The sequence below is a fragment of the Pseudomonas sp. UW4 genome, assembly GCF_000316175.1.
In the GTDB taxonomy this organism is placed as follows: Bacteria; Pseudomonadota; Gammaproteobacteria; order Pseudomonadales; family Pseudomonadaceae; genus Aquipseudomonas; species Aquipseudomonas laurylsulfatiphila.
Genome location: NC_019670.1, coordinates 1,679,985 through 1,692,293, shown reverse-complemented (window position 1 = coordinate 1,692,293; position 12,309 = coordinate 1,679,985). Strand labels below are relative to the sequence as shown.

Genomic DNA, 12,309 nt, shown 5'->3' with positions numbered 1-12,309 from the left:
GTGCGGACCGGCGCACCACGACACAGCAAAAGTTGTACCAGTCATTTGTACTGAACCTTCGCAGAAGGCTCATACTCGAACCCATCAGAAAGCCACTTATGGAGATCCACCATGGCCCGCATCCAGGCAAAGACTGCTCAAGAAATCCTGATGAACGATTTTCAGACACTGGTCAGTGACACCGAACGGTTGCTGGAGCACACCGCGACCCTGGCCGGCGACCAGGCCGACGAGTTGCGCGAGCAGATTCACGAAAGTCTCTTACGTGCCCGTGAAACCCTGAAGCTGACCGAAGACTCCCTGCGCGAACGCGGCAAGGCGGCTGTCACCGCCACCGAAGACTATGTCCAGGCCAACCCTTGGCAATCGGTCGGAATCGCGGCCGGCGTGGGTTTCCTGATCGGCCTGCTGGCCAGCCGGCGCTGATATGTCGATCGGTGAATCCGGCCCGTCTGCGACGGGAACAAGCTCCTCATCGCGGCGCCTGGGTGCTGCCTTCCTGGGGTTGCTGCACAGCCATGTCGAACTGTTCGGCATCGAGTTGCAGGAACAGAAAGCCCGCACCGTCAGCCTGTTGCTGTTTGCCGGTCTGGCGCTGGTGTTTGCGTTGCTGCTGCTGGTAGGGCTGTCGACGCTGGTGCTGATCGTGTTCTGGGACACCTATCGCCTGACCGCCATCATCGGGCTCTGCGTGTTCTACACCCTCGCCGCCATATTCTGCGCGATGCGTTTGAGGGCAGCGATTTTCGATGAGTCCTCGCCCTTCCACGGGACGCTGGAAGAGCTGGCCAACGATCGGGAGCGCCTGCTGCCATGAACCTGCCTGAATTGCCACGCAACAGCTCACGCACGGAAATGCGCAAGGCGCTGATTCGCCTGCGCATGGAAATGCACCGCCAGGAAATCCGCCACGAATCCGCGCAACTGCTGCAACCGTTGCAACGCGTGCGCGGGATGACGCAGAACCTGCAGGACGGTTTCGGCATCAAACACGCGCCACTCTGGGGCGTGGCCGCCGTCACCTTGCTGGGTTTTCTGACCGGCAAGGGCGCAAAGAATGGCGGTGGCCTCAGCAGCCTGACCCGGCTCATCCGCCTCGGCACCACACTGGGGCCGCTGATCAGACTGATCATGCAGGGCTCTTCGCGCAAAGACTGATCAGTTTCTTTCTGGCTACGCTCTTGCAGTATCGACGGGATGCCCCCTCTATCGAGGGGGGGCAATCCTTTGCGCCTACCCGGTCAATTGCCCCCCTGCGAAAAAAGCTCTTGCAAGGTGGCCTAGATATCGACGGCGCCCGGTTGTAGTTCCGCTTGCAGGTCATGACGCGAAACGGGAAGCTAGGCCATCAGTCACCTGACGGAGAGTCCCGCCTTGGATTGGCACACCCTGCTTACCCGCGAACGCCTCGGAAAGCCTCTGCACAGCCCTGAAGAACTCGGCCGCAGCCCTTTTCACAAAGACCACGACCGCATCATTTTCTCGGGGGCTTTCCGCCGCCTCGGGCGCAAGACCCAGGTCCATCCGGTGTCCAGCAATGATCACATTCATACGCGCCTGACCCACTCGCTGGAAGTCAGTTGCGTGGGGCGCTCGCTGGGCATGCGGGTCGGCGAAACCATCCGCAACGCCCTGCCCGACTGGTGCGAACCCAGCGACCTGGGGATGGTGGTGCAATCGGCCTGCCTGGCACACGACATCGGCAACCCGCCGTTCGGCCATTCCGGTGAAGACGCGATCCGTCACTGGTTCCAGCAAGCCGCCGGCCGTGGCTGGCTGGATGCGATGAGTGAAGCCGAGCGCAATGACTTCCTGAACTTCGAAGGCAACGCCCAGGGCTTTCGGGTACTCACTCAACTGGAGTATCACCAGTTCGACGGCGGCACCCGACTGACCTATGCAACCCTGGGCACCTACCTGAAGTATCCATGGACGGCCAGGCACGCCGATTCGCTGGGCTACAAGAAACACAAGTTCGGCTGTTATCAGAGCGAGCTGCCGCTATTGGAGCAGATCGCCCATAAACTCGGCCTGCCACAACTTGAGGAACAACGCTGGGCGCGGCATCCGCTGGTGTACCTGATGGAGGCCGCCGACGACATCTGCTATGCGCTGATCGACCTGGAAGACGGCCTGGAAATGGAATTGCTGGAGTACGCCGAAGTCGAGTCCCTGCTGCTGGACCTGGTGGGCGACGACTTGCCGGAGACCTACCGCCAGCTCGGTCCCGGCGATTCGCGCCGACGCAAACTGGCGATCCTGCGCGGCAAGGCCATCGAACACTTGACCAATGCCGCGGCCCGCGCCTTCGTCGAGCAACAGCACGCACTGCTGGCCGGCACATTGCCCGGCGACCTGGTGGAGCACATGCACGGGCCCGCCAAGCGTTGCGTGTTGAACGCCAAGGACATGGCCCGCAAGAAAATCTTCCAGGACAAGCGCAAGACCCTGCACGAGATCGGCGCCTACACCACCCTGGAAATTCTCCTCAATGCCTTTTGCGGCGCAGCACTGGAGCAGCACAACGGCCGGACCCCGTCATTCAAGAGTCGCCGCATCCTTGATCTGCTGGGTAACAATGCACCCGACCCTCACGGCCCGTTGCACACGTCGTTTTTGCGCATGATTGATTTCATCGCCGGCATGACCGACAGCTATGCCAGTGACATGGCCCTGGAAATGACCGGACGTGCCAGCCACTGAGGTGCTTCGTTTGATCAGCCATTACGGCGTTCGTTTTGGCTGATCCCCCCCCTCAACCTCCAACAGCGCTCAAGTCTCGTCGAATCGCCCTACAACACATGGCGAGCGAACTGATCGCCTGTCCGGCACTCTCGCGAAACAATCGCCCTCCCTCTGTTCGACAGATGAAGTGTGCACCATGGCCGAAGACGATCTACGCATCCTCGTGGTGGAGGACCACCCCTTCCAACTGATAGCCACTCAATGCCTGCTGGAAAGTTATGGCTTCACCCGACTGACTACCGCCGACAGCGCCAGAAGCGCCATGCTGCAGATGCTCGGGGTCGACCAGCCATTCGACATCCTTTTATGCGATCAATGCCTGCCCGATCTGACCGGACTCGATCTGGTCCGGTTCGCCAGTCAGCGAGGGCTGATCAGACAGGCGATCATGCTGAGCAGCCTGACGACGTCTGAACTGGATGAACTTGTAAAAACGGCCAATGAACACGGACTGCCATTATTGGGCTACTTAATAAAACCATTGAAACAATCTGAATTGAGAGACCTGTTGACCCTGGCACCAACATAAACAAAAAGCACATATAAGAACCGACAAATACACAGCGTAAAACCTACAAACAACTTCCAAAAAAAATCCACCAGACCGCCAAATTCCCCAGACTTCCTAATAAGAAACCTAGTTAATACGTAGTCCTATTCCTTTTAATTTGTAGGATTTCTCCTATATTGCTGCTACAGCCCGGTCCGTTCATGCGTCCCTTCAAGCATCTGAGCTAAGGTGCGCGCTTTATTTGAGCTCGCATGGGACTTGATTATGAACTCCGTTTTTATTGTCGACGATCACCCGGTTATCCGCCTTGCCGTTCGAATGCTACTGGAACACGAAGGTTACAAAGTCGTCGGCGAAACTGACAATGGGGTCGACGCCATGCAGATGGTTCGCGAATGCATGCCGGACCTGGTCATTCTCGATATCAGCATTCCAAAACTGGATGGACTGGAAGTGCTGTCCCGGTTCAACGCAATGAGTAACCCTCCTAAAACACTGGTACTGACCGCACAATGCCCGACACTCTTCGGTATTCGTTGCATGCAATCCGGAGCCTCGGGTTATGTTTGCAAACAAGAGGACATCAGTGAACTGGTGAGTTCCATAAAAGCAGTATTTTCAGGTTACAACTATTTCCCGAGTGAAGCCTTGAACCCCATCCACGGAGATGAAACACGCTGCATCGAATTGGAACTGTTCAAGTCCGTAAACGACCGGGAACTGATGGTCCTGCAACTTTTTGCCCAAGGTCGCACAAACAAGGAAATCGCCAAGGGCATGTTTCTGAGCAACAAGACCGTGAGTACCTACAAAAAGCGACTCATGCAGAAACTCAAAGCCAAATCCCTGGTTGAACTGATCGAGATGGCAAAACGTAACGCACTCGTGTGAGAACCTGGATGCCCAGCCGTTTGAAGGTCTATCTGATTCAAGTGACCGCAGGTCTATGCGTGAGCACCTCGTTGTTCGGAGCACCGGGCGATGAATTCTACACACTGCTCAGTCGCGCGAAGGTCGGGGCGCTGGAGATTCGACTGGATGAATCCCAGCAACAATGGATAAACAACAAAAATCAACTGACGCTCGGCACGTCGGCCCCGGACTACCCCCCTTTCGACCTGACCACCAGTGGTCAGGACTATGAAGGCTTTACCGCCGATTACGCTGGCCTTCTGGAAAAAGCAACCGGGTTGCCGGTCAAGGTTCGGCGTTTCGAATCCCGAGGGGCCGCGATCGCTGCGCTGCAGAACGGCGATGTCGATCTGCTTGGCAGCGCCAATGGATTCGAAGCTGGAATTGCCGAGATTGCCCTGTCCATACCCTATGCCGTCGACCAACCCGTATTGGTGACCCGCGAAGGGGAAACCCGATCCCTCACCGATGGCCTGGCCGGATTGCGCCTGAGCATGGTGTATCACTATTTGCCGCTGGCGGAAGTCAAGGCGTTGTACCCAAAGGCGATCATCACGTCCTATCCGTCCTACCAGAATGCGATCAATGCCGTTGCCTTCGATCAGGCGGATGTGTTTCTCGGCGACACGATTTCAACTCACTACATGATCAACAAGGGGTACTTGAACAACATCCGGATGGCCAACTTCGGCAAACATGAAGCCCATGGCTTCAGCTTTGCCGTCAACAGGAACAACCCCGAGCTGCTCGGCATCATCAACACGATGATCAGGGCCATTCCCTCCAGTGAGCGAGAAAACATCGCCAAACGCTGGAGCGCCGGCAGCGACATTCTGCTGACCGATCAAAAGCTGCAACTCACTGACCGGGAAGAACGCTGGCTGGCACATCACCCGACAGTGCGCGTCGTCGTCAACGAAGCCTATGCGCCACTGACGTTTTTCGATAGCAATGACAACTTTCGCGGGATCAGCGCGGATTTGCTTGAGCTGATCAGGCTGCGCACCGGCTTGCGCTTTGACATCCAGCGCAGTCGAAACGATGACGAGATGATCAAACAGATCAAAAACAACCAGGCCGATGTGATCGCCGCATTGCTCCCCAGCACCAAACGTCAAACCCAACTGAACTTTACCCGCCCCTTCCTGGAAAACTCCTACGTCCTGCTGACCCGCAAAGCCGCCGACAGCCCGACCAACCTCGAGCAGTTGCAGGACAAACGCCTGGCCATTGCCCGCGGCAATCCACTCATGGATTACCTGCGCATGGAATTTCCCCGGATCAGGTTGATCGAAGCTCCAGATACCTTCAGCGCCGTAGAGTTACTCGACGAAGGTCAGGCCGAGGGCGCGGTGAACTCACTGGTCATTGCCAATTACTTCATTTCCTCGCGGCTGTTCGAACACACCTTGCAAATCAGCACCACCATCGGCACCGAGCAGGCAGCGTTCTCGCTGGCCACTGCACGGGACGCCAAAGAGCTGAACGCCATTCTGAACAAAGCGCTGCTGAGCATCTCGCCGGAGGAACTGGGCATCATCAACAGTCGCTGGCGCGGCTATTCGGCGTCCTCGCAAAGCACCTGGCGCAACTATCAAAGACTGTTCTACCAAATCGTCATTGGTGCCGGTGCGCTATTGCTGATTTCCATTGCGTGGAACGACTACATGCGACGCCAGATCAAGCAGCGCAAGACCGCCGAGCGTGCATTGAACGATCAGTTCGAGTTCATGCGATCGCTGGTCAATGGCACGCCCCATCCTATCTACGTACGTGATCGCCAGGGATTGCTGCAAAGTTGCAACGACAGTTACCTGCAAGCGTTCTGCGCCAGGCGGGAAGATGTCATCGGCAAAAGCGTCATGCAGGGGGCGATGAGCAATGTGTTCGAAGCCCGGGAGTACCAGGCTGACTATCAGCGCGTGGTGACCGAGGGCAGACCGTTGATCGTCGATCGCGAACTGCACATTGGTGGCCGGCGGCTGACGATCTATCACTGGATTCTTCCCTACCGCGATTCCAGCGCGACAGTGCAAGGCATTATCGGTGGCTGGATCGACATCAGCGAACGCCGGCAACTGCTCGATGATCTGCGTTGCGCGAAAGAACACGCCGATAACGCCAACCGGGCCAAAAGCACGTTTCTGGCAACGATGAGCCATGAGATCCGCACGCCGATGAATGCAATCATCGGCATGCTTGAACTGACACTTAAGCGTCTTGATCATCGGCACTCGGAGCGTCCGGCCATCGATGTCGCGTACAACTCGGCGAAAGGGTTGCTGGAACTGATTGGCGACATCCTCGACATTGCCAGAATCGAATCGGGACGCTTGAGCCTTAGCCCGGAGCGCGTCAATCCGGGTGAACTCGTGGCCTCGGTCGTACGGATTTTCGATGGCCTTGCCCGACAGAAGGAACTCGAACTGCAGCTGGAGTTTTCTTCGGCCAACCCGACCTTCGATGTGTTGCTGGACCCTTTGCGCTTCAAGCAGGTGCTGTCCAACCTGATCAGCAATGCCATCAAGTTTACCGAGCAAGGCAAGGTCCGGGTCATTGTCGACCTGCACCCGGCAATGCAGCCTGATCGTGTGCAAATGCGGGTGCAGGTTCACGACAGTGGAATCGGGATCAGCGAACAGGATCAATACCGACTGTTCGAGCCCTTCGCCCAGGCCGACAACGCCACTCAATCGGCCAGGGGGGGCGCAGGGCTGGGGCTGGTCATCAGCCGCAATCTCTGCGAGATGATGGGCGGCAGTCTGCAACTGCGCAGCGAGCCGGGTGTCGGCACTCAAGTGGAGGTATTGCTGCACCTGGAAACATTACCGCTGCAACCATCTGCCCAGGTGGCCGAGACGCAAATTGTCGTCGCCACAACCCCATTGAATGTTCTGGTCGTCGACGATCATTCGGCCAATCGCTTGCTCACCTGCCAGCAACTGGAGTTTCTAGGCCATCGATTTACCGTCGCGGCCGATGGCCAGGAGGGATTGGAGGCATGGAAAGACCAACCGTTTGATCTGGTGATCGCCGATTGCAACATGCCGGTCATGAACGGTTACGAGCTGGCCCGTGCCATTCGCCAGCACGAAAGACAAAACCATCGCCCTCCCTGCACCGTGCTCGGTTTCACCGCCAACGCCCAACCGGAAGAAATACAACGCTGCAAACAGGCCGGGATGGATGACTGCCTGTTCAAACCCCTGAGCCTCGGTGCCTTGAGCCAGTGGATGGAAAACATTGAGCCCCCCCATGCAACCCCGGCGTTCAGCCTGCACGGGTTGAAACTGCTGACCGGAGGCAACCCGATTTTGAACCGCAGATTGCTCAACGAGTTGGTCAACAGCAACCGCCAGGATCTGCAAACGCTGCAGACACTAGCCAGCTCCGGGGATACGCAGGCGCTGCAGGACATTGCCCACAAAATCAAAGGCGCAGCCCGGATAGTGCAAGCCTCCCCCCTGATCGACCGTTGCGAGGCGCTTGAAGCCGCCTGCCATGAGGATTTCGATCGCGAAAAAGTGGCCGGATGCTGCCAATCCATGGAACGCACCATGCTTGAGCTGGAGGAGGCGTTACTACGTCAGATCAAGCATTACGACGAAGGCACAATGACAGAGCCTTAACTATGCTTGGACCCTCAGCAGGGTGTTGACCCTCATGGAGAAACCCGCAATGCCTGACCCACTGCGCACGGATCCACGCCGGTTTCCACTGCATGTCCATATCAGCGTGATGTTCACCTTTCTGTTGTTGCTGACCGGAGTGCTGCTGGGGCTTTTCAACTACCGGCAAACGACCCAGATCATACTGTCCAGCAGTGAAAAACTCTTCAACCGTATCGAGCAGGATGTCCGGCTGGACCTGCACGCAACCTATGAACCCATTCGCCACCTGTTGAGCCTGCTGGCACTCAATCCGGCGGGCCAGTCCACTGATCTGGAACACCGCCTGGCACTGCTCGAACCGTTCAGCCAGTCACTCGAGGACAACCCCAATCTGGCGTCGCTGTACCTGGGCTACGACAACGGCGACTTTTTCATGGTCCGCCCGCTGCGTACTCCGCAGGTCAAAGCGCTGGTCAAGGCCCCGGACACGGCGTTTTACCAGGTCTGGAGCATTGAACACGACAGCAGCGGCCTGGCTCGTTCCCAGTCTTTGTTTTTCGACCGGGACCTGGCACTCGTCAGCCGCCAGGACAACCTGAACGACACCTACGACCCTCGCAGCCGTGCCTGGTTTACCAGCGCCCGTAGCGACAATGACCAGATCACGACCGAACCCTATATCTTTTTTTCCACCCATGACATTGGCACGACGCTGGCGCGACGCAGTGGCGACAAAGCAATCATGGCCGCCGACCTGACCCTGGCCGAACTCAGCGCGACCCTGGCCAAGCACGTCGTGACCCCCCATACCGAAATCGTGCTGTTCGATGCCGAAGGCAATGCCATTGCCTACCCCGACAGCCGCAAGCTGATCATCGATGATCAGACATCCCGCCTGATCAAGGCCGCGGACCTGAGCCCCAGCCTGGGTGCGCTGCTCAACAACCCCTCTCAAGGCAGCCGCCTGGATGCCAACGGCCGGCAGTGGATCGTGGCCCGCAGCAGCATGCAGGAGGGCGGCCCCCAAGGCCTGCAACTGGCGCTGCTGGTACCGGAAGACGAGTTGCTTGTCGATGCTTACCGAATGCGCTGGCAAGGTGCGCTCATTACCCTGGCAACGCTGCTGTTATGCGTGCCGCTGGGTTGGCTGACCTCCAGAGTCCTGGTCAAACCCTTGCGTGCGCTGGTGCAGGAAGCCGATGCGATTCGCAGTTTCGATTTCAATTTTCCGCTTTCCCGTCGCTCGCCGGTGCTCGAAGTCGACCAACTGAGCGTGTCGATGGCACGGATGAAAGACACGCTGGCGAGCTTCTTCCAGATCACTGACAGCCTCAGCGCCGAAACCCGTTTCGCCCCGCTGCTGGAACGCGTGTTGTTTGAAACCGTGAAAATCGGTCAGGCACAGGCCGGCCTGATCTATCTGCGCGAAGGTGATGGCGGGTACATGGAACCCCACGGACTGGTCATCAATGACACCACCGAAAACCTGCAATCCTTCGACATCCGCGGACACTCACTGGAAAACCCGCAAAGCCCCCCATGGCTGCAGCAACTGGCAAACGTCGACAACGTCGTCAGTAACCTGGGGTTCGAGCAAGCGGGCGACCTGCAGAAAGTCTTGCTTGCGCTGGAAAGTCCCCGAGTCCATTTGATCGGAATCCGCCTGCATAATCGTCACAACGAAACCGTGGGCCTGCTGGTGTTGCTATTGGCCGACAGCGGCGAGCACAGCGATCTGGACAAACTGCGACCGGACCGCATTGCGTTTCTCCAGGCGGTGTCCGGCGCGGCGGCCGTGTGTATTGAAAGCCAGCGCCTGCAGGCCCGGCAAAAACAGCTGCTGGACGCCTTCATTCAACTGCTGGCCGGTGCCATCGACGCCAAAAGTCCCTATACCGGCGGCCATTGCCAGCGCGTGCCGGAACTGACCCTGATGCTTGCCCGGGCGGCAGCAGCCAGCCAGGAACCCGCCTTCAGCGCCTATCAGCCGACCGAAGATGAATGGGAGGCACTGCACATCGCTGCCTGGCTGCACGATTGCGGCAAGATCACCACGCCGGAATACGTCGTCGACAAAGCCACGAAGCTGGAAACCCTGACCGATCGCATCCACGAAATCCGCACCCGCTTCGAGGTACTCAAGCGCGATGTCTGGATCAACTACTGGCAGGCCATTGCCCTGGGCGGTGACGAGCAAGCGCTGGCAGAACTGCGTGATGCCAGCCTGGCCGGGCTGGATGATGATTTCGCCTTCATTGCCCGTTGCAATCTGGGTGGCGAAGCCATGGCCGACGCTGACCTGCAACGCCTGCGCAGCGTGGCTGAACGCACCTGGACCCGAACCCTGGATGACCGGCTGGGCGTGTCCTGGGAAGAGAACCGGCGCCAGTCCAGAACGCCCGCCCCCACCCTGCCCGTCAGCGAACCCTTACTGGCGGACAAGCCCGAGCACCTGTTCGAACGCAGCGAAAACGAAGTGATACCGCAAGACAATCCCCTGGGTTTCAAACTCGACGTTCCGCCCCACAAATACAATCGGGGTGAGCTGTACAACCTGAGCATTGTCCGGGGCACCCTGACGAGCGAGGAGCGTTATGTCATCAATAACCACATCGTCCAGACGATTCTGATGCTCAACCATCTGCCGTTCCCCGGACACCTGCGCAGCGTCGCGGAAATAGCCGGCGGGCATCACGAAAAAATGGACGGCAGTGGTTATCCGAAACGCTTGAAGCGAGAAGACATGAGCCTGCCGGCGCGAATGATGGCGATTGCCGATATTTTCGAAGCGCTGACGGCCGCCGACCGCCCTTACAAAAAAGCCAAGACCCTGAGCGAGGCGCTGGGCATCATGGCGTTCATGTGCCGTGATGCCCACATCGACCCGGAACTGTTCGGGCTGTTCATCAGGGCACAGATCTATTTGCAGTACGCCAGGCGCTTCCTCGACCCTGCGCAGATCGACGCGGTGGACGCATCGGACCTGCTGGCCAAGGCAGGCCTGGCGTCTTGATCAGCAGTCGGTCAAACGCAGGAAAATCGCCGCCAGTTGCTCGATACCGGCCTGGTCCTGCGGAGTGAACCGCGCCAGTTTCGGGCTGTCGAGGTCGAGCACGCCGATCAATCGGCCGTCCTTGACCAGCGGCACTACCAGTTCGCTGTTCGAGGCGCTGTCACAGGCAATGTGACCAGGGAACGCGTGCACATCTTCGACCAACTGGGTCTGCAAGGTAGCGGCTGCCGTTCCGCAGACACCACGTCCGAACGGAATCCGCACGCAAGCGATCTGCCCCTGAAACGGGCCCAGCACCAGTTCCTCATTGCGGTTGAGGTAGAAACCGGCCCAGTTCAGGTCATCGATCTGATTGAACAGAAACGCCGAGAACTGCGCGGCATTGGCGATGAAATCCCGCTCGTCCGCCAGCAAGGACTCAAGCTGCGCGTGCAGCATGCCGTAGCCTTCGAGGCCCTGGCCGCTCTTTTGTAAATCGATCATGCCTTGTGCTCCAACAGTTTCAGCCCGACCCAGTAACGGGCAAATTGATAAGCGCAACGTCCATTGCGATTGCCTCTGCCGGTAGCCCAGCGTACCGCCAGGATGTCCAGCTCTTCGCTGCGCTGCCATGCCAGCCCGGCTTTGCCGGCCAACTGGCCGATCCAGTGTTCGACGACGTTGAGGAAGTGTTCCTGGGTAAACGGATAGAACGATAGCCACAGGCCGAAGCGGTCCGACAGCGCGATCTTGTCTTCCACCGCCTCGCTCGGATGCAGTTCGCCGTCGACCCGCTTCCAGTTCTCGTTGTCACTTTCCTTTTCCGGCACCAGGTGGCGACGGTTCGACGTGGCGTACAGCAAGACGTTGTCCGGCGCCTGTTCCAGCGAGCCATCGAGTACGCTTTTGAGCACTCGGTAATCGCCCTCGCCCGACTCGAACGAGAGGTCATCGCAAAACAGCACGAAACGCTGGGGCAGTTTGCCGATCTGTTCGACCACTCGCGGCAGGTCTGCCAGGTGATCGCGTTCAATCTCGATCAGACGCAAACCGACTTGAGCGTGCTCGGCCAACAAGGCGCGCACCAGCGAAGACTTGCCGGTGCCGCGCGAGCCCCAGAGCAAGGCGTGGTTGGCGGGCATGCCATCGAGGAACTGTCGGGTGTTGCGCCCAAGCTGCTCAACTTGCCGGTCGACGCCGATCAGGTCCGACAGGCGCATGTCGAGGCTGACCTGCAGCGGCATCAGATAACCGCCGCGAGACTCACGCTGCCAGCGCGCGGCCAGGCATTGCGTCCAGTCGATGGCTGGCCGGGGTGCCGGCAGCAACGGCTCGATACGCGCCAGAACGGCATCAGCGCGTTCAAGAAAAGCATTCAATCGGGAATCCACGACTTCTCCTCGGGCACGTTCACAGTAATGATGGTGATACAGCGACCAAACACAGCGTCACACAAGCGGCTGCCCCCGCAGTACAGGCCTCGCGAGAACATCAACAGGCAGGCATGATCGACTATGCTTGAGCAGCGAAAGGAAACG

Annotated in this window: 10 protein-coding genes; 8 read left to right on the top strand and 2 right to left on the bottom strand. The window is 58.5% G+C overall.

Annotation, left to right across the window (positions count from 1 at the left end; translation table 11 throughout):
• Window positions 1–111: 111 nt before the first annotated feature.
• The 8 genes from PPUTUW4_RS07435 to PPUTUW4_RS07400 all read left to right on the top strand — a co-directional run bounded on the left by PPUTUW4_RS07435 (window position 112) and on the right by PPUTUW4_RS07400 (window position 10,792).
• Window positions 112–426 (top strand): YqjD family protein, encoded by a 315-nt coding sequence (locus PPUTUW4_RS07435; protein ID WP_015094056.1) that lies wholly within the window; start codon window positions 112–114, stop codon window positions 424–426.
• A 1-nt stretch (window position 427) separates the two neighbouring features.
• A complete protein-coding gene (locus PPUTUW4_RS07430; protein WP_015094055.1) occupies window positions 428–817 on the top strand; it encodes a phage holin family protein in 390 nt (129 codons plus the stop codon).
• Entirely contained in the window at window positions 814–1,158 is a 345-nt protein-coding gene (locus PPUTUW4_RS07425) for a hypothetical protein (RefSeq protein ID WP_015094054.1), read from the top strand. The genes PPUTUW4_RS07430 and PPUTUW4_RS07425 overlap by 4 nt, the downstream gene beginning before the upstream one ends.
• Before the next feature lie 216 nt (window positions 1,159–1,374).
• Complete coding sequence (locus tag PPUTUW4_RS07420; protein ID WP_015094053.1) at window positions 1,375–2,703, top strand: deoxyguanosinetriphosphate triphosphohydrolase; 1,329 nt, start codon at window positions 1,375–1,377, stop codon at window positions 2,701–2,703.
• 178 nt (window positions 2,704–2,881) lie between these two features.
• The gene (locus PPUTUW4_RS07415) at window positions 2,882–3,274 is read left to right on the top strand and encodes a response regulator (protein ID WP_015094052.1); all 393 of its coding nucleotides are present in this window, start codon (window positions 2,882–2,884) and stop codon (window positions 3,272–3,274) included.
• Window positions 3,275–3,520: 246 nt separating this feature from the next.
• Window positions 3,521–4,147, top strand: a complete 627-nt coding sequence (locus PPUTUW4_RS07410) for a response regulator transcription factor (RefSeq protein ID WP_007973494.1) — start codon at window positions 3,521–3,523, stop codon at window positions 4,145–4,147.
• Between the two features lie 8 nt (window positions 4,148–4,155).
• A complete protein-coding gene (locus tag PPUTUW4_RS07405; RefSeq protein ID WP_041474801.1) occupies window positions 4,156–7,797 on the top strand; it encodes a transporter substrate-binding domain-containing protein in 3,642 nt (1,213 codons plus the stop codon).
• 49 nt (window positions 7,798–7,846) lie between these two features.
• Window positions 7,847–10,792, top strand: coding sequence for an HD domain-containing phosphohydrolase (locus PPUTUW4_RS07400; protein WP_015094050.1), 2,946 nt, complete (start codon window positions 7,847–7,849; stop codon window positions 10,790–10,792).
• Here PPUTUW4_RS07400 and PPUTUW4_RS07395 read toward each other — a convergent pair whose 3' ends face one another.
• Together PPUTUW4_RS07395 and PPUTUW4_RS07390 are read right to left on the bottom strand one after the other, a co-directional pair.
• Window positions 10,793–11,275, bottom strand: coding sequence for a GAF domain-containing protein (locus tag PPUTUW4_RS07395; protein ID WP_015094049.1), 483 nt, complete (start codon window positions 11,273–11,275; stop codon window positions 10,793–10,795).
• The gene (locus PPUTUW4_RS07390; protein ID WP_015094048.1) at window positions 11,272–12,162 is read right to left on the bottom strand and encodes an ATP-binding protein; all 891 of its coding nucleotides are present in this window, start codon (window positions 12,160–12,162) and stop codon (window positions 11,272–11,274) included. The genes PPUTUW4_RS07395 and PPUTUW4_RS07390 overlap by 4 nt, the downstream gene beginning before the upstream one ends.
• Between the last annotated feature and the right edge of the window lie 147 nt (window positions 12,163–12,309).